An 18,103-nucleotide genomic window follows, 5' to 3' on the forward strand; every position below is an offset into this window, starting at 1 on the left:
GGGGAAGTGTAGGCCGCTAGGCCGGGGTGGAGAGCTGGTAGGTGCCGGTCGGCGGGTCGGCCTCGGCGGGCAGGAACAGCCGCTGGACGGCGGCCAGCACGCTGGAGGCGATGGTCGAGCGCAGCCGCGCGTCCAGCAGGAGCTGGCGGTCGACCGGGTGGGACAGGTACCCGCAGTCCAGCCGGATCGCCGGCATGCGGGTCAGCCGGAGCAGGTCCCAGGTCTTGGCGTGCGAGCCGCAGTCGAGCATCCCGGTGCGGGCGATGACCTCGCGGCGCAGCAGGTTGGCGAACTCCTCGCCGACCGTGGACGACGCCCCGGACCCGGTGCCGTAGTAGTAGCTGGCCACCCCGCGGGCGTGCCGGGAGCCGTGCGCCTCCATGTGCAGGGAGACGAACAGGTCGGCGCGGGCGGAGTTGGCGAAGCCGGTGCGCTCCTCCGGCGAGGGCCCGCCGCGGCGGCCGCGGGTGAGGTAGACGGTGGCGCCGGCGGCGGCCAGCCGGCCCTCGATCCGGGACGCGAGGTCGAAGACCAGGTCGGCCTCGGTGGTCTCGCCGACGGTGAAGCCGGTGTCCTCGCCGCCGTGGCCGGGGTCGATGACGATGATCCGGCCGATCAGGTGCGGGCCGGACTCGACCATGCCGGCGCTCTGCCGCAGCAGCTGCGGGCGCCCGCCGGTGACCCGGCGGCCCAGCTGGCGCAGCGCGCGCAGGGTGCCCGGGCCGCAGGTGCCGTCGACGGTGAGCCCGTAGTCGCGCTGGAACCCGCGCAGCCCGGCCTCGGTCTCGGCACCCAGGATGCCGTCGGCGCGGCCGGCGTCGTAGCCGAGCTCGAGCAGCCGCTCCTGCAGGCTGTGCACGTCGTCCCCGCGCATCGGGCGCTCGGGGTCGTAGCGCAGCAGCCGGTCGCCGAGCGACCAGCGGGCCTCGGTGAGCGCGCGGTAGGTCTCCTCGCCCACCCTGCCGTCGACCGACAGCCCGCGCACCTGCTGGAAGTGCCGGACGGCGAGCGCGGTGGCCTCGTCGTAGACGTCCGGACCACCGGGCGGCGTGGTCAGCAGGCCGAGACCGCGCAGGGCCGCCTGGACCTCCGCGACGGCGGGGCCGGCGCTGCCGGGGAGCAGGATCTGCACGCGGGGGTCGCTCCAGTCTGGGTGTGTCCGGGTCAGCACCGATTGTCGTCCTGCCGGGCGGTCGCGGCGAGGGCGGGGGCCCCCGGAACGCACGAACGGGGGGTACGGGCCGCTCGGCCCGCACCCCCCGTCCGGGTGCGTCAGATGAAGTCGGCGAGGTCGGAGAGGATCGCGCCCTTGGGCTTGGCGCCGATGATGCTCTTGACCGGCTTGCCGCCCTGGAACACCGTCATGGTCGGGATCGACATGACCTGGTAGTCGCGGGCGATCTGCGGGTTCTCGTCGATGTTCAGCTTGGCGATGGTGAGCTTGTCGCCGTGCTCGGAGGCGATCTCCTCGAGGACCGGGGCGACCATCTTGCACGGGCCGCACCACTCGGCCCAGAAGTCCACGAGCACCGGCTTGTCGCTGCCGAGCACGTCGGTGGCGAAGCTGTCGTCGGTGACCTTCACGGTGTTGCCTGCCATGGGGTGCTCCTTGTTCTCGGGTCGTGCGCGGGGGGTGGGGGGTCAGCGCTCGTCGAAGGTGTCGGCGAGCCAGCGCTCGGCGTCGATCGCGGCCGCGGCACCGGTGCCGGCGGAGGTGATGGCCTGTCGGTAGATGTGGTCGACGACGTCGCCGCAGGCGAAGACGCCGTCGACGTTGGTGCGGGTGGTCGGGTGCTCGACCTGGATGTAGCCCTCGTCGTCCAGCTTGAGCTGGCCGGCGAAGATCTCGCTGCGCGGGTCGTGGCCGATGGCCACGAACAGGCCGCTGACGTCCATGGTCTCGGTGTCGCCGGTCTCGGTGTCGGTCAGCGTCACCGACTGCACCTGGTTCTCCCCGTGCACGTCGGTGACCTGCTTGCCCAGTGCCCAGCGGATCTTCTCGTTCTCCTGGGCGCGCTTCTGCATGATCTTGGACGCGCGCAGCTCGGGACGGCGGTGCACCACGGTGACCGACTTGGCGAACCGGGTGAGGAAGGTGGCCTCCTCCATCGCGGAGTCGCCACCGCCGACGACGGCGATGTCCTGGTCGCGGAAGAAGAAGCCGTCGCAGGTGGCGCAGGCCGAGACGCCGTGGCCGAGCAGGCGGGCCTCGTTCTCCAGGCCCAGGTACCGGTACTTGGACCCGGTGGCCACGATGACGGCGTGCGCGCGGTGCACCTCGTCGCCGACCTTGACCACCTTGGGGGTGGCGGTGAGGTCGACCTCGGTGACGTCGCTGGGCACCAGCTCGGCGCCGAAGCGCTCGGCCTGGGTGCGCATGTCGTCCATCAGCTGCGGGCCCTGGATGCCCTCGGGGAAGCCCGGGAAGTTCTCCACCTCGGTGGTGGTCATCAGGGCACCGCCGAACTGCGAGCCCTCGAACACCAGCGGGTGCAGGTTCGCGCGGGCGGCGTAGGTGGCGGCGGTGTACCCGGCCGGACCGGACCCGATGATGATCAGGTCGCGCACGCCGTCGTGCTCGGCGGGCGGGATCGCCGGGGACTGCCCGGGGTCGCCGGGGGCCGAGACAGCGGGGCCGGGGGTGGGCTGGTCGTTCGTCACGGGCGGCACAACGGACAGCCTAGGGCGAGCATTCCCGGGGCTCAGCCCGCTGCGAGCGGGGACACCTCGGCGAGGTCGGCCTGGAAGCCGCCGTCGGTGGGCACCAGACCGGTGACCCAGACCAGCACGTAGCGGGTCGTGACCGGCGACTCGAAGGACAGCTCGTCGGCGCCACCGGTCAGGTCGCCCTGCGCGCCCACCGCGTAGGAGTCCAGGTCGCCGTCGGCGGAGTCGCCGGTGCGGACCTCGACGGTCGCGCCCTCGGACCCGGTCACGGTGACCCCGGACAGCGACTGCTCCGACCCCAGGTCGTAGACCACGCCCACGCCGGGCTTGAGGTTGCCGAACTCGGCCGAGCCCCGGTAGGTCAGCGTCGGCCAGGACGTGGCCGGGTCGCCGTCGTAGGACTGCGGGACGTCCTGGTCGTTCTCGGGCTCGCCGTCGCCGAAGGGGTCGAACACCTCGGCGGTGCTGATCTGCAGCGGGGTGCCGGCCGCGGTGCCCTCGTCGCCGCCCTCGTCCTCGCCGCCGGCGCCGGCCGACGCGCTGGGGGTGGAGCCCTGCACGTCGTCGACGCTGCTGGCCGCGGAGATGACGTTGGTGCCCAGCCACCAGCCGGCGGCCACGACCATCACCAGCGCGAGCAGCGGCAGGCCGACCACGACGAGCCTGCGGCGCCAGCTGGCGGCCCGGGTGTCGTCCTCGACCACCTCGTCGTCGTCCTCGCCGGCGAAGGCCGAGCCCCAGTCGAGGTCGTCCTCCTCGTCGCGTTCGGCGGTGACCCGCGGCACCGGCGGGTAGCTGTCGCGGGAGAGGGGCACGGCGTCGTCGTCGCGGCGCAGCGGGCGGCCGGCGGCGGCCGCGGCGGCGTCCTCGGCGTCCCGGCGGTCGCGCAGCTTGCGCAGCCAGCCGCTCTCGGACTCGTCGCCGCGGACGGCCAGCTGGGGGGCGGTGTGGCCGGTGCGCGGCCGGTCGCCCAGCAGCGCGGCCATCGCCGCGACGCTGGACAGCGCCGTGCCCGGCTCGGTGGAGCGGGCGCGGCGGACCAGCGCGGCCAGGTCGGGCTGCACGATGTGCGGCGGCTCGCTGCCGGGCTCGTCGCCGCGGCGGCCGGTCAGGCAGAGCTCGAGCAGGGCGCCCAGCGCGGCGATGTCGCCGGGGACGGTGCCCTCGGCGGCGGGGACGGCGAGCAGGCCGACCAGGCCACCGGGCCGCAGCACGACGTGCTCGGGGGTGAGCCCGCCGACGGCCAGGCCCACCCGGTGCGCCTCGGCGACGCCCTCGGCCAGCCGGCGGACGACGGTGCGGGCCTCGCGCTCGGGCAGCGGGCCCGACGCCAGCCGGTCGGCGAGGGACTGGCCCTCGATCCACTCGTTGACGACGTAGGCGGCGGGGCTGTCGTCGGGGGTGCCCTCGGCGGCGTCGTAGACCATCGACAGGGCGGGGGTGGCCAGCCCGCCGGCGGTCAGCGCGCGGGCGATCCACTCGCGGGCGGCCGGGCCACCGGGGGTGTGGACGCGCAGCGCGACGTCGCGGTTGAGCACGCGGTCGCGGGCCCGCCAGGACCGGATGACGCCGGTGGCGGTCGGCTCGTCGGGGGCGAGCTGGTCGATCGGGCGGTAGCGGTCGGGCAGGCCGGTGGTCGTCGACGTCACGGACGCTGCCGACCTCCCTGGTCCCCTGCCGGCACCGTCGCGCGCCGGTCGCGGAGCCGGGTCGCTCACCGCCGTGCCCCGCCCAGACGTGCCCGGACGGCCGCGACCGGCCCCGAGACCTCCGGGACCTTCGCCAGCACGACGCCGATGACGACCACGACGCCGATGACCAGGCTACCGACGAGGAGGGTCACGAGCGACCCGGTGACCGAGGTCCCGACGACTCCGCTGGTGAGGTGCACCGCACCCCAGCCGACGCCGCCGGCGACGACCGAGACGGCCAGCAGCTTGAGCACCGGGCCGGCGGTGTCGCCGGTGCGCACGGCGCCCAGCCGGCGGCGCAGCGCGACGTCCCCGGCCACCCAGCCGGCGACGTAGGTCAGCGAGGTGGCGACCACCAGGCCGGCCACCACGTGCTGCGGCTCGACCAGGACGGGGACCAGCAGCAGCAGCGGCACCCGGACCAGCACCATCGCCACCTGGATGAGGGTGGGCGTGCGGGCGTCCTTCATCGCGTAGAAGACCCGCAGCTGCAGCAGCGTGACCGCCATCGGCAGCAGGCCGAAGGCGCCCAGGGCCAGGGCGGTGCCCATCGCCCGGGCCTGCTCCAGCGAGGTCTCCCCGTGCCCGAAGGCCACGGTGGTCAGCGCGGGCCCGAGCACGACGAGCAGTGCGGTGACCGGCAGCAGGCCGACCGCGGACAGCCGCATGCCGAGGGACAGGTCGGCCGCCACGCCGGGCACGTCGTGCCGGCTGGCCGCCCGGCTCATCCGCGGCACAAGGGCGGTCAGCAGCGCGACGCCGATGATCCCGTAGGGCATCTGGAACAGCAGGCTCACGTTCGCGAAGCCGGCGGAACCCAGGCCGCCCTCCTGGCCGGCCTGCTCGGACATGCGCCCGGCGGCGTTGGCCACCCGGGTGGCGACGAGCACCCCGACCTGGCTGATCGCGACGTAGCCGACCACCCAGAGGCCCAGCGTGCCGGCCTCGCCCAGACCCGAGCCCCGCAGGCCCCACCGGGGACGCAGCGGCACCCCGACCTTGCGCAGCTGGGGCACCAGCACGAGGGCCTGCACCGCGATGCCCAGGGTGGTCCCCACGCCGAGCAGCCACACCTGGGTCGGGGTGATGGAGACGGGGGTGAGCGGCCCGGGCCCGCTGGCCGCCACGAACAGCCCGGCGGTGGCGATCACCACGACGTTGTTGAGCACCGGCGCCCAGGCGGGCCAGCCGAAGACGCCGCGCGCGTTGAGGATCGCGGTGGCCAGGGCGCCGAGCCCGTAGAAGACGATCTCCACGAGCAGCAGCCGGGCCAGCCAGTTGGCCAGCGCGACCTGGTCGGGGTCGCCGGCGATGCCGTAGGCCCGGGTGAGCAGCGGTGCGGCCAGCACCGCGACACCGGTCATCACCACCAGCCCGGCCATCGCCAGCGTGGTCAGCCGCTGGGCGTAGCCGACCCCGCCGTCGCGGTCCCGTTCCTGGGCGTGCACCAGCAGCGGGACGACGACGGAGGTCAGCACCCCGCCCAGGAGCAGCTCGTACACGATGTTCGGCAGCGTGTTGGCCGTGTTGTAGGCGTCGTTGACCGCGGCCACACCCAGCGCCGCGGTGATCACGACGGTGCGCAGCAGGCCGGTGATGCGGGAGACCAGGCTGGCCACGGCCATGGTGCCGGCGGCGCGCAGGATGCCGCGGCTGCCGCCGGGGGTGCCCTCGCGGGCGACGACGGTGCCGGTGTCCTCGTCCTCGTCGACGCGGGCGGGCACCGGCGGCAGCACCGGGATGATCTGGGTGTCGTCGGGCCCGGGGACGAAGCGGGTCCGGAAGGACACCTGCTCCCCCGACCGGGCGGCCGGCCCCGGAGCCGGCGGCGGGGGCACGGCGGGCGGGGGGACGACGGGCGGTGGCACGGGGGCGGCCGGCCGCGGCGCCGGGGTCGGCGGGGCCAGCGCCGCGCCGAGCGGGCTGAACCGGGTCCCCGGCCCGCTGGCACCCTCCGGCCGCCGCTCGGGCCGCTCGGGCCGCTCGGCGGGACGGGGGTCCGGGCCGGGCCCGGGACGGCGCGGGGGGCGCTGCTGCGGGACGGCGGGGTCGTCGGTCGTCGGGTGACCGGCCAGCGCACTGGCCGAGGGGGCGGCCAGCGGCGGCGGGACGGCGCCGTAGGGCGCGGGCGGCAGCGGGCGGGCGGGCTTCGCGGGCCGCGCGGCCGGCTGCTCCCCGCTGCGCCGCTCCTCGGCGGCGCGCTCCACGATCTCGGCCACGGTGGGGCCCTCGCCCGAGGCCGGGCCGCCGTCGGGGCGGTGGCCGCCGCCGCTCACACCGGGCTCCGGGTGGGCGGGGTGGACTGCGGGCCGGCGGCGTCGCCGTCCACGGGCACCAGCACGTCGTCGTCGACCGGGGCGGGCCCACCGCGCCGGCGGCGCAGCACGAAGAGGACCAGCCGGCGCAGGAACAGCAGCCCCAACAGCGCGGTCGCCCCGATGGTGATGGCCAGCGTGATCGGGCCGTAGGCGGTGCTGCTCACCCGCAGCTGCACCTCGGTGCCCAGCGGCCCGCCGGCCGGGGTGGCGAGCTGGGCCACCACGGTGAAGCTGCCCGACTGCCGCACCGAGGTGGGCACCGTGATGACCGTGCGGGTCAGCGGGTCCAGCCGCTGCGCCGGCACGGTCTCCGCCTCGAAGCCCACGCCGCTGCGGGTCTGCAGGTCCAGGGTCACGTCGACGGCGAAGGGCAGGTCGTTGCGGACGGTGAGCACCAGGGGCGCGTCGCTGGAGGCGAGGCTGTAGGCGCCGTCGGCCGGGGCCACCAGGCCCACCTCGCCGCGCAGCGCCGCGAGGGTCTGCTGCAGGTCCGTGGCCGAGGCCGTGAAGCCGTCCGGGTCGTCCCGCCAGGACACCGACACCGCGCGGGAGACGGCCGCGTCGTAGCCGGCGAGCACGGTGCCCGGGTCGCCCACCACCGCGCCGGCGACGTCGTCGCGGACCGCCACCGCCGCGGCCACCGAGGCCATGCCCGGCCCGGCCAGGCGGGCGTCGTCCGCCGGTGCCACCAGGTCACCGGCGTCGGCGACGGGCCCGGACGCCAGGTCCTCGAGGGACGCCGCCGCCAGCCACGGCTCGGTGGCGGTGTCGGCCATCATCGGGGTGGTCCAGTCCGGGTCGGCCTGCACCTCCCGCGGCGGCACCACCAGCACCGTCTGCGCGACCGCGGGGTCGACGGCGGCCAGCTGCGAGGTGAGCACGCCCAGCTCGGCCAGGTAGCGCTGCTCGGCCACGCGGGGACCGCCGACCGCCGTGTCGGCGCCGGCGACCACCTCGGCCAGCGCGGAGTCGGCCACCAGGGTGGTCAGCGTGCCGCCGGCGGTGGTGACCGGCACCCGGGCGGCGGCGGCCCGGCCGGTGCGGCCGACCGCCGCGTCGGCGTCGGTGTAGCCGCCCTGGCCCAGCACCAGCTGGTCGACCCCGCCCGCGGTGAGCGTGGCCAGGGTGTCGGTGCGCACCGCGCCGCCGGCCGGCCAGGCCAGGTCGGTCCGGGGGGTGGTGTCCAGCGCGTCGGCCAGGACCTGCTCGCCCGCGCTGGTCGTGGGGGCCGGCGGCTCGGTGGTCGCCGTCGCCGTGGCCGACGGCGTCGCGGGGGCGCTGCCCCTGGCGGGCTGGGCCGCGGTGCCCTCGACGGTGCCCGGCAGGGAGCGGGTCAGCGCACCCGGCAGCCCGGCGGCCTGCAGGGCGTCGGCGTCGACGTCGGCGTAGGGCAGCGCGACCACCGGGTGGACGACGGCCAGCGACCGCAGCCGGGACAGCCACTCCCCCGCCGCGGCCACGCCCCCGCCCGGGGCGCCGTCGACGGTGTAGCCGCCGGACATCGCGGTGAGCTCCTCGACCAGCGCCGGGTCGACCGCCAGGGTCACCGGCACCGTGCGGCCGCCGTCGGGCAGGCCCTCGAGTGCGGCCAGCGCCCGGTCCAGGCGGCCGTCGGCGGACACCTCGTCGGCGAGGTCGTCGTCGGTGAAGGTGCCGTCGGCGTCGCGGTGCGGCCGGTCGGTGAGCGGCCACAGCCAGGACACCGTCGTCCGGCTGGTGGTGCCGGCGAAGACCGTCAGGTAGGTGGACAGCTCCCCCACCCGCTCGACCAGGCCGGCGCGGGTGCCGTTGACGTTGACCAGCACCGGGTAGACGCCGTCGGCGGTGAGCGCCAGGTCGGCGGCGGGGGTGGAGAACTGGAAGAACGCGTCGTCGCCGGGCTCGAGGACCGTGCTGGGGATGGGCTGGAACGGGGCCTGCGCGGCGTCCCCGGCCGAGGGCTGCGCGGCGTCGGCGGTCAGCTCGTCGCGGGTGGTGAGCCGGTCGCCGCGCTGCAGCCGCACCGACAGGTCGGTGATGGTGTCGTCGCCGTCGTTGGTCAGCGTCATCCCGACGACCACGGTGCTGCCCGGGGTGACCGTGCGCGGCTCCAGGGTGGTGATCGTGATGGCCACCGGGGCCGCCGCGGTCGCGCCGGTGGCCGGGGCGGCCTGCGCGGCGGGGACGGGCAGCAGCAGGGCACCGAGCACCGCCGTCAGCACGGTGACCCCGAGCAGGACCCGGGTCGCGGGGCGTCCGGCGCCGCCGGCAGCCCGCCGGGTCACGCGCTGTCGGCCAGCAGGCCGGGGGCGCGCTCGACCAGGGCCCGCTCGTCGGCGTAGGCCAGCCGTCCGGACAGCTCGCTCAGCGGTACCCAGGCCACCTCGGTGACCTCGACGTCCTCGTCGGACAGCTCGCCGCCCACGGCGCGGAGCAGGAAGTGGTGCACCGTCTTGTGCACCCGCCGGCCGTCGGCGACGAACCAGAAGTCGATGATCCCCAGCGGCGCGACGACCTCGCCGAGGATGCCGGTCTCCTCGGCCACCTCGCGCACGGCGGTGTCCTCGGGGGTCTCCCCGGCCTCGATGTGGCCCTTGGGCAGCGACCACAGCAGCCGGCCGCGCCGGTCGGTGCGCCCGATGAGGGCGGCGCGGGGGCCGGTGCCGTCGTCGTCGGCGACCACCAGACCGCCGGCGGAGGTCTCGTCGACCCGGCGCAGACGTCGGCCCGGGCGCCGTCGTCCGCCCGTCGGAGCCATGCCTGCAGGGTAGCGCGACCGGGCTCAGTAGCCTGGTTGGTCGTGTCCGAGCAGCCCCCGCGTCCCGAGCCCGAGCCGGTCCCCGAGGCCGTGCAGGAGACCGTCCGCTCGCTGGTCGACCTCACCCCCGTCCTGGGCCTCGTCGGCGAGCGGTTCACCGCGGCCGGGCACGAGGTGCACCTGGTCGGCGGGTCGGTCCGCGACGCCCTGCTCGCCGCCGGGTCCGGGCAGCCCCGGATCGGCGACCTGGACCTGACCACCTCGGCCACCCCCGAGCAGACCCTCGCCGTCCTGCAGGGCCTGGCCAGTTCCACGTGGAACACCGGGATCGCCTTCGGCACGGTCGGCGCCGAGGTGCGCGGCGAGCGGCTGGAGATCACCACCTTCCGCGCCGACCGGTACGACCGGGAGTCGCGCAACCCCGAGGTGGCCTGGGGCACCTCGCTGCTGGACGACCTGGCCCGCCGCGACTTCACGGTCAACGCGATGGCCGTCTCGCTGGGCCCCGACCGCACGGTCACCGACCCCTTCGGCGGGCTGGGCGACCTGCTGGCCGGCCGGCTGCGCACCCCCGGGACGCCGGAGGACTCCTTCGCCGACGACCCGCTGCGGATGCTGCGCGCCGTGCGGTTCGTCGCGCAGCTCGGGCTCGTCCCCGCCCCCGAGGTGGTCGCGGCGATGACCGCGCTGTCCCCGGAGCTGGGCCGGATCACCGCCGAGCGGGTGCAGCAGGAGCTGTCCCGGACGCTGTGCAACGACGCCCCGCGCGCCGCGCTGGAGCTGCTGGTGTCCACCGGGCTGGCCGACGTCGTGCTGCCCGAGCTCTCCGCGCTGCGGATGGAGATCGACGAGCACCACCAGCACAAGGACGTCTACGCCCACTCGCTCACCGTGCTGGACCAGGCCATCGCGCTGGACCTGGCCGACCCGGACTCGCCGTCCCCGGACCTGGTGCTGCGGCTGGCCGCCCTGCTGCACGACATCGGCAAGCCGGCCACCCGCCGGCACGAACCGCGCGGCCGGGTGTCCTTCCACCACCACGAGGTGGTCGGCGCCAAGCTGGTGCGCAAGCGGCTGACCGCGCTGAAGTACCCCAAGGAGGTCGTCGAGCAGGTCTCCCGGCTGACCTTCCTGCACCTGCGCTTCCACGGCTACGGGTCCGGCGAGTGGACCGACTCCGCGGTGCGCCGCTACGTCACCGACGCCGGGGACCTGCTCGCCCGGCTGCACAAGCTCGTCCGCTCGGACTCCACCACCCGCAACAAGCGGCGGGCGGCCCAGCTGTCGGCGACCTACGACTCGCTCGAGCGCCGGATCGCCGAGCTGTCCGCGGCCGAGGACCTCGCCCGCGTCCGGCCCGACCTCGACGGCAACCGGATCATGGAGCTGCTGGGCATCCCGCCGGGCCGCGAGGTGGGCGAGGCCTGGCGGTTCCTCAAGGAGCTGCGCCTGGAGCGGGGCCCGCTGGACCCCGACGTCGCCGAGGCCGAGCTGCTCAGCTGGTGGCGGGCGCGCTGACCGCCCGCGCCCCGCGCAGGCCGTTGGCCAGCGCCGCGGCCAGGTAGAGCGCGGCGACGACGGCCAGCGCCGGCACGCTGCGGCCGGAGCCCGGCAGCGCGAGGGCCCCGACCACCACGGCGGCCACGAAGGTGACGTTGAACAGGGTGTCGTAGACGGAGAACACCCGGCCGCGGAAGTCGTCGTGCACGACCTCCTGCAGCGTGCTGTCCACGCAGATCTTCACCGCCTGGCCGACGAAGCCGAGCACGAACCCGGCGGCCACCACGGTGGGGGCCAGGAACGGCAGGCCCAGGGCCAGCTGGCCCACCCCGCCGAGCACCAGCGCCGCCGTCGTCCAGCGGGCCTTGCCCCACCGGCGGACGGCGGGCGGGGTCGCCGCGGCGGCCAGCAGCGTGCCCAGCGCCCCGGCGCCGAGCACCTGCGCCAGCCCGGCCAGCCCCACCGGGAAGGGCCCGACCGGCTCGAGGTCGCCGCGGTAGAGCAGCAGCGTCAGCAGGGTGAGCAGGCCGAAGCAGACCCGCTGCACCGCCATCACCGACAGCACCCAGGTGGCCGCCCGCGAGGCGAGCACGTGCCGGGCGCCGGCGAGCATGCCGTGCAGCACGTCGCGGGCGGAGACGGTGGCGGCGCGGGAGGAGTGGTCGGGGCCCAGGTGGGCGCGGGCGAACCCGGCGACGACGGTCGCCGACACCAGGTAGGGCAGCGCGGCGGCGAGCGCCAGCGCGGCGTAGCCGGCGTCGTCCCCGCCGACCAGCGCGCGCACCCCGATGGCCACCCCGCCGCCCAGCACCCCGGCCACCGCCCCGGCGGTGGTGCTCAGCGCGTTGGCCGGGACCAGCTCGGCCCGGTCGCAGGTGTGCGGCAGCCCCGCCGAGAGCGCCGAGAGCACGAACCGGTTGACCGAGAACACGGCCAGGCCGGCCAGGTAGTAGGCCGGGCCGTCCACCCCCGCGACGGTCAGCGCGGCGACGACGGCGACCAGGGCGGCGCGCAGCACGTTGGCCACCAGCAGCACCTGCCGGCGGCTCCAGCGGTCCAGCCACACGCCGGCGAAGGGGCCGACCACGGAGTAGGGCAGCAGCAGCACGGCGAACCCGGCGGCCACGTCGACGGGGTCGGCGGCCCGCTGCGGGTTGAACAGCACGGTACCGGCCAGCGCGGCCTGGAAGACCCCGTCACCGAACTGCGCGGTCAGCCGGGTCAGCAGCAGCCGGCGGAAGTCCGGCCGCCCCAGCAACCGGCGTGCCGTCGCCGTCCGTCCCCCCACACCCGCGCACCCTACGGTCGGCCGGCGGGCGGTGTTCGCCCCCGGAGGCGACCGTCCTGGGGCACACTGGGCGCGATGAACGCGGTGCCCCCGTCGCCAGACCCGGACCGCCGGCCGACCGCCCCGGCGGCCGGCCGGGCGCCCGGTGCGGCCGCCCCCCCGCTGACCCTCGGGCGGATCGCCGACGTCCGGCCCGGGTGCCTGCTGGTGGCGATGCCGGTGCTGGGCGACCCGAACTTCGCCGGCACCGTCGTCTACGTCGTCGACCACTCGGCCACCGGCACGGTCGGGGTGGTGCTCAACCGGCCCAGCGAGGTGCGCATCTCCGACGTGCTGCCCGGCTGGGCGCACCTGGCCACCGCGCCCGGGGTGTTCCACGTCGGCGGGCCGTGCGAGAGCGAGACCGCGCTGGGGCTGGCCGTGTGCGCCGACGGCGGCGCGGGCCTGCAGCCGGTCGACGCCGACGTGCACCTGGTCGACCTGGACGGCGACCCCGACGACCTGGCCCCCGCGGTGCAGGGCCTGCGGGTCTTCGCGGGCTACGCGGGCTGGTCACCGGGCCAGCTGGGCGGCGAGATGGCCGAGGGTGCGTGGGCCTGCGTGGCCGCGCGGGCCGAGGACGTGCTGTCGGCCGAGGAGGGCGCCGCGCTGTGGCACCGGGTGCTCCGCCGGCAGACCGGGGCCCGGGCGGTGCTGGCCACGGCGACGTCCGACCCCACGCAGAACTAGCGCCCCAGGAGGCTCGCCGGGGGCTCCCCGGTCTGGCAGACTGGGGGCTGCGGGAGGGACGGTCTGGGGAAGAGACCGTCCCTCCCGTTCTGCGTGACCGGGGTCAGAAGCCCAGCTCGGAGGCGACCTGCGGGTAGTCCGACGCGAGGGCGGTCTCGGCCTCGCCGGGCACGGTGATCGTGCGCGGGCCCGGGTCGCTGAGGGTGATCGTGACCTCGAAGGTCTGGTCGGGCAGCCGGGTCGTGTACTGCAGCAGCATCCGGGTCTCGGCGGACACGACGATCGTCGCGCCGTTGCCGGTCCGGTAGGCCGCCGCGAGCTGTCCGTTGACCGACCGCTGGCCCTGCCAGGTGTAGTCGCGCTCCAGGAAGGAGCGGGGGTCGTCGTCGGCCCGCTGCGACAGGTTGGGCAGCAGCTGCACCAGGACGTCGACCAGCGACGCCGTCCCGTTGGCCTGGGTGGTGGCGATCGGCCGCTCCAGGTAGGTGGTGCCCGGCCGCCCGGCCGCGGCCATCGCCTCGGTCAGCCCGGGGACGTCGCCGTACCAGAGGTCGGCGGTGGTGAAGAACAGCGTGCGGGTGTCGTCGGGCTGGCCGTTGCCGTAGGTGGTGACCGCCTGCGCGCGGCCGATCCCCTGGCGGAAGTCCATCTCGCCGGTGAGGGTCAGCACCGTGCCCTCCGCGTAGGGCGCGGTGATGGTGAAGTCCGCGCCGCCCTCGGTGTAGTTGCGGTGCAGCAGGCCGGCCAGCGTCTGCGCCTCGTCCTCGGTGATCGGGTCGCCGGGGGTGCGGTCGGCGGCGGACCCGCCGCTGCTGCACCCGGCCAGCACGGCCACGGTGAGGGCGAGCAGCAGGGCGAGCAGACGAGGTCGGGCCGGCATGCCCCCAGGGTAGGGAGGCACGCCGGCCCGGTGATCAGCGCGCGATAACCAGCGCGCGACGGTCAGCGCTCGACGTCCCCGCGGATGAACGCCTCGACGGCGTCGCGGGCCTCGGAGTCGCTGTACTGCTCCGGCGGGCTCTTCATGAAGTACGAGGACGCCGACAGGATCGGGCCCCCGATCCCGCGGTCCTTGGCGATCTTGGCGGCCCGGACGGCGTCGATGATGATGCCGGCCGAGTTCGGGGAGTCCCAGACCTCGAGCTTGTACTCCAGGTTCAGCGGGACGTCGCCGAACGCGCGGCCCTCGAGCCGGACGTAGGCCCACTTGCGGTCCGACAGCCACGGCACGTGGTCCGACGGGCCGATGTGCACGTTGTCCTTGCCCATGTCGCGATCGACCTGGCTGGTCACCGCCTGGGTCTTGGAGATCTTCTTGGACTCCAGGCGCTCGCGCTCGAGCATGTTCTTGAAGTCCATGTTGCCGCCGACGTTGAGCTGCATCGTGCGGTCGAGCTGCACGCCGCGGTCCTCGAACAGCTTGGCCAGCACCCGGTGGGTGATGGTCGCGCCGACCTGGCTCTTGATGTCGTCGCCGACGATCGGCACCCCGGCGGCGGTGAACTTGTCGGCCCACTCCTTGGTGCCGGCGATGAAGACCGGCAGGGCGTTGACGAAGGCGACCCCGGCGTCCAGGGCGGCCTGGGCGTAGAACTCCGCGGCCTCCTGCGAGCCCACGGGCAGGTAGCAGACCAGGACGTCGGCGCCGGACTCGCGCAGCGCGGCGACGACGTCGACCGGCTGCTCGTCGGACTCCTCGATGGTCTGCCGGTAGTACTTGCCCAGCCCGTCGAGGGTGGTGCCGCGCTGCACGGTGACCCCGGTCGGCGGGACGTCGCAGATCTTGATCGTGTTGTTCTCGCTGGCGCCGATGGCCGCGGACAGGTCCTGGCCGACCTTCTTGGCGTCCACGTCGAACGCGGCGACGAACTGCACGTCGGAGACGTGGTAGTCGCCGAAGCGGACGTGCATCAGGCCGGGGACGCTGTGCGTCTCGTCGGCGTCCTTGTAGTACTCGACGCCCTGCACGAGCGACGCCGCGCAGTTGCCGACGCCGACGATCGCGACCTTGACCGATCCCATGGGTCCTCCTGGAGTGCCGGCGACGCTGCGCGGCGGTTGGTGGTGTGGTGCGGGCTGCTGGTGCGCTCCGTCAGGGACGGCCGCGCTGCCGGCCGGACGACACGAACATAACGGGAAGTTTGTCAGCTTGCATACGGATCCGTTTGTCAGGTCCCGGCCGGCCGCCGGTGGTCGTACGGTGGATCGGTGCCACGCCGATCGGTGGTCGACCACACCCTGCGCAAGCGCGCCGTGCTGGCCGACGTGCGCGCCGGCCGGGTCGCCCTCGCCGAGGTCTGCGACGCCACCCCGCACCTCGTCCAGGCCGCCCGCCACCACGGCGAGGAGACCGCCGACCGCTGCCCGGTGTGCCAGAACACGCTGCTGACCAGGGTCAACTACGTCTACGGTGAGGCGTTGGGGACGGTCGCCGGGCAGGCGAAGCGGCAACGCGAGCTCGCCCGGATGGACGCGATGCAGGACGAGTTCGCCGTCTACGCCGTCGAGGTCTGCCGCAGCTGCCGCTGGAACCACCTGGTCAGCTCGTACGTGCTCGGCGCGGAGCCCGTCCCCGGCCAGCAGCCCCGCCGCACCCGGCGCCGGACCGCCCCGGACTGACGCCCGGCCCCACGACACGGGTCCGTGGACGGACCGTTCCCGGCCGTGCACAGGGAGAGCGGTCATCCTGGACCGCGACACACCGGCCGGGGCATGCTGGTCCGCTGACCCGAGCCCGTCGGCACCGACCCGACCACCGATCCGCAGAGAGGGGCCACCGCCGTGCCTCCCCACGACGAGACCTCGCCCGTCGGGCCGCCCGCGGGCTCCGTGCGCCGTCCCCCGCCGGCCCGGGCCGCCCGCTCCGGCGGGGGCGGGGGCGGCCGGCCCGACCCGCGCCGCCCCGACCCCCGGTCCGCGCGGCGCGGCGGCGACCGCGGCCGGACGACGGCCGCCCGCTCCGGCGGGGCCGCGACGGTGTCGGCCAAGCCCGCGGCCCGGAAGCGGGGCAAGGGCAAGCGGACGGCGAAGCAGAAGCGGCGCCGCGTCTACAAGGTCCTCGCCTCGCTGGTGCTGGGCGGCCTGCTGCTGCTCGGCGTCTTCGTCGGCGTGGTCTACGCCAACACGTCGGTCCCCGACCTGGACGACGTCCAGCAGGACCAGCTGTCGATCATCTACTACTCCGACGGCACCACCGAGATGGCCCGGCTGGGCACCGAGAACCGGATCAACGTCCCCCTGGACCAGGTCTCCGAGCCCGCGCGGGAGGCCGTGCTGGCCGCGGAGAACCGCAACTTCTACTCCGACCCGGGCATCTCGGTCACCGGCATCGCCCGGGCGGCGTGGAGCAACCTGACGAGCGGGTCCACGCAGGGCGGGTCGACGATCACCCAGCAGTACGTGAAGAACACGCTGCTCACCGCCGACCAGACGTTCAGCCGCAAGTTCCAGGAGCTGTTCCTGGCGGTGAAGCTGGACAACAACTACTCCAAGGACGAGATCCTCGAGGGGTACCTCAACACCATCTACTTCGGTCGCGGCGCCTACGGCATCCAGGCCGCGGCGCAGACCTACTTCGGCGTCGACGCCAGTGCGCTGACCGCGCAGCAGGGCGCCGTCCTCGCCGTCCTGATCCGCAGCCCCAGTGCCTACGACCCGGCCACCAACCCCGAGGGCGCGCAGGACCGCTGGGGCCTGGTGCTCGACGGCATGGTCGAGCAGGACTGGCTCAGCCCCGCCGACCGGGAGGCCTCGACCTACCCCGAGGTGCTGCCGGCGTCCACGGCCAACCTCAACTACCCCGACGGCCCCGAGGGGTTCATCGCCCGCCAGGTGGTCTCCGAGCTGCAGGACCGCTACGGCCTCGACGACCAGGACGTCTTCGCCGGTGGCCTGCGGATCACCAGCACCGTCAACAAGGGCTACCAGGACGCCGCGGCCGCCGCGGTGGCCGACGTCATGGCGGGCGAGCCGGAGAACCTGCGGCAGGCCCTGGTGTCGGTCGACCCGCGCACCGGCGCGGTGCTGACCTACTACAGCCCGGTGACGTCCACCGGCACCGACTACGTCCAGGCGCAGCGCCAGCCCGGCTCGTCGATGAAGCCGTACGTGATGGCCACCGCGCTGGAGCAGGGCATCGGGGTGCAGACCCGCTGGGACGGCAGCTCGCCGCAGACCTTCCCCGACCGCGAGGCCCCGGTGCGCAACTCCGGCGGCGCCTCGTGCGGCAACTGCACGCTGGTCCAGGCCATGACGCGCTCGCTGAACACCACCTTCTACGGGCTGGCCTACGAGGTCGGGGCCGAGAACGTGCGCGACACGGCGCTGGCCGCCACCGGCATGCCCGACACCTGGTCCGGGGGTGCCCTCGACGGGCTGCGCACCCTGGCGAACGCCGACGGCTTCACCGGCTCGGCGATCGGCATCGGCGAGTACGAGATGCGCCCGATCGACCAGGCGTCCGGGTTCGCCACCATCGCCAACGGCGGGGTGCGGCACGCCACGCACATCGTGTCCCAGGTGACCGACTCGGCGGGCGGGGTCATCGTCTCGCCCGACGCCGTGGTCGACACCGGGACGCAGGCCATGCCGGCCGACGTCGCCAGCGACACCACCTACTCGATGGAGGGCGTCGCGGAGTACTCCCGCCGCAGCCTGGACGGCGACCGGCCGGTGGCCAGCAAGACCGGCACCCAGGGCCAGGGCGAGGACAACTCCGACGCGTGGATGGTCGGCTTCACCCCGTCGATCTCGACGGCGGTGTGGATGGGCAACGACAGCCCCAGCGAGCCGATCGTGAACGCCTCCGGGTCGATCATCTTCGGCTCGGGCCTGCCGGGGGCGATCTGGCAGCAGTACATGGACGCCGTCCTCGCCGGCACGCCGGTGGAGGAGCTGCCCAGCGAGCCGGTCATCGACGGCGACTCCGGCCGGGGTGCGCCGGTGGAGCAGACCACCCAGGCCCCGCCGCGCACCACGACGCAGGCCCCGGCGCCGACCACCGAGGCCCCGGCGCCGACCACCGAGGCCCCGCCGACGACGACGCAGGCCCCGCCGACGACGACGCAGGCCCCACCGCCGACGACGCAGGCCCCACCGCCGACGACGCAGGGCCCACCGTCCATCGTGGTGCCTCCCGGGAACGGTCAGCCGAACGGCTGAGACGCCGGGGCAG

General features: G+C 75.2%; 14 protein-coding genes. 4 read left to right on the top strand and 10 right to left on the bottom strand.

Going from position 1 to position 18,103, the window contains the following annotated elements:
* Positions 1 to 16 precede the first annotated feature (16 nt).
* From BM158_RS01045 to BM158_RS01075, 7 genes are all read right to left on the bottom strand, one after another.
* Positions 17 to 1,132 (bottom strand): N-acetylmuramoyl-L-alanine amidase, encoded by a 1,116-nt coding sequence (locus BM158_RS01045; protein ID WP_091553614.1) that lies wholly within the window; start codon positions 1,130 to 1,132, stop codon positions 17 to 19.
* A gap of 140 nt (positions 1,133 to 1,272) precedes the next feature.
* Positions 1,273 to 1,599: a thioredoxin gene (gene trxA, locus BM158_RS01050; RefSeq protein ID WP_091553616.1), complete on the bottom strand. Its 327-nt coding sequence runs from the start codon at positions 1,597 to 1,599 to the stop codon at positions 1,273 to 1,275.
* A 42-nt stretch (positions 1,600 to 1,641) separates the two neighbouring features.
* Positions 1,642 to 2,670 carry a thioredoxin-disulfide reductase gene (gene trxB / locus BM158_RS01055; RefSeq protein ID WP_229827535.1) on the bottom strand — a complete coding sequence of 343 codons (1,029 nt, stop codon included), beginning with the start codon at positions 2,668 to 2,670 and terminating at the stop codon, positions 1,642 to 1,644.
* Positions 2,671 to 2,702: 32 nt separating this feature from the next.
* The gene (locus BM158_RS01060; protein WP_091553618.1) at positions 2,703 to 4,316 is read right to left on the bottom strand and encodes a protein kinase family protein; all 1,614 of its coding nucleotides are present in this window, start codon (positions 4,314 to 4,316) and stop codon (positions 2,703 to 2,705) included.
* 65 nt (positions 4,317 to 4,381) lie between these two features.
* The gene (gene murJ, locus BM158_RS01065; RefSeq protein ID WP_229827534.1) at positions 4,382 to 6,634 is read right to left on the bottom strand and encodes a murein biosynthesis integral membrane protein MurJ; all 2,253 of its coding nucleotides are present in this window, start codon (positions 6,632 to 6,634) and stop codon (positions 4,382 to 4,384) included.
* Entirely contained in the window at positions 6,631 to 8,940 is a 2,310-nt protein-coding gene (locus BM158_RS01070) for a DUF6049 family protein (protein ID WP_091553621.1), read from the bottom strand. Before BM158_RS01070 ends, murJ begins: the two co-directional genes overlap by 4 nt.
* Positions 8,937 to 9,413 carry an NUDIX hydrolase gene (locus tag BM158_RS01075; RefSeq protein WP_091553624.1) on the bottom strand — a complete coding sequence of 159 codons (477 nt, stop codon included), beginning with the start codon at positions 9,411 to 9,413 and terminating at the stop codon, positions 8,937 to 8,939. The genes BM158_RS01070 and BM158_RS01075 overlap by 4 nt, the downstream gene beginning before the upstream one ends.
* Before the next feature lie 42 nt (positions 9,414 to 9,455).
* On the opposite strand from BM158_RS01075, the gene BM158_RS01080 reads away from it, so the two are divergent.
* The gene (locus BM158_RS01080) at positions 9,456 to 10,931 is read left to right on the top strand and encodes a CCA tRNA nucleotidyltransferase (protein ID WP_191328584.1); all 1,476 of its coding nucleotides are present in this window, start codon (positions 9,456 to 9,458) and stop codon (positions 10,929 to 10,931) included.
* On the opposite strand, the gene BM158_RS01085 is transcribed toward BM158_RS01080, so the two are convergent.
* Positions 10,909 to 12,201 carry an MFS transporter gene (locus BM158_RS01085; RefSeq protein WP_091553627.1) on the bottom strand — a complete coding sequence of 431 codons (1,293 nt, stop codon included), beginning with the start codon at positions 12,199 to 12,201 and terminating at the stop codon, positions 10,909 to 10,911. The genes BM158_RS01080 and BM158_RS01085 overlap by 23 nt on opposite strands.
* A 75-nt stretch (positions 12,202 to 12,276) precedes the next feature.
* Between BM158_RS01085 and BM158_RS01090 the strand changes: the two genes are divergently transcribed.
* Positions 12,277 to 12,930: a YqgE/AlgH family protein gene (locus BM158_RS01090; RefSeq protein WP_091553630.1), complete on the top strand. Its 654-nt coding sequence runs from the start codon at positions 12,277 to 12,279 to the stop codon at positions 12,928 to 12,930.
* 103 nt (positions 12,931 to 13,033) lie between these two features.
* On the opposite strand, the gene BM158_RS01095 is transcribed toward BM158_RS01090, so the two are convergent.
* The gene (locus BM158_RS01095) at positions 13,034 to 13,810 is read right to left on the bottom strand and encodes a hypothetical protein (protein ID WP_091553632.1); all 777 of its coding nucleotides are present in this window, start codon (positions 13,808 to 13,810) and stop codon (positions 13,034 to 13,036) included.
* 62 nt (positions 13,811 to 13,872) lie between these two features.
* Positions 13,873 to 14,952: an inositol-3-phosphate synthase gene (locus BM158_RS01100; RefSeq protein ID WP_091553662.1), complete on the bottom strand. Its 1,080-nt coding sequence runs from the start codon at positions 14,950 to 14,952 to the stop codon at positions 13,873 to 13,875.
* A gap of 186 nt (positions 14,953 to 15,138) precedes the next feature.
* On the opposite strand from BM158_RS01100, the gene BM158_RS01105 reads away from it, so the two are divergent.
* Together BM158_RS01105 and BM158_RS01110 are read left to right on the top strand one after the other, a co-directional pair.
* Complete coding sequence (locus tag BM158_RS01105; RefSeq protein WP_091553664.1) at positions 15,139 to 15,549, top strand: DUF5318 family protein; 411 nt, start codon at positions 15,139 to 15,141, stop codon at positions 15,547 to 15,549.
* A 162-nt stretch (positions 15,550 to 15,711) separates the two neighbouring features.
* Positions 15,712 to 18,090: a transglycosylase domain-containing protein gene (locus BM158_RS01110; RefSeq protein ID WP_091553666.1), complete on the top strand. Its 2,379-nt coding sequence runs from the start codon at positions 15,712 to 15,714 to the stop codon at positions 18,088 to 18,090.
* Positions 18,091 to 18,103: the final 13 nt, after the last annotated feature.

This window comes from Klenkia taihuensis (genome assembly GCF_900112525.1).
Lineage (GTDB): Bacteria > Actinomycetota > Actinomycetes > Mycobacteriales > Geodermatophilaceae > Klenkia > Klenkia taihuensis.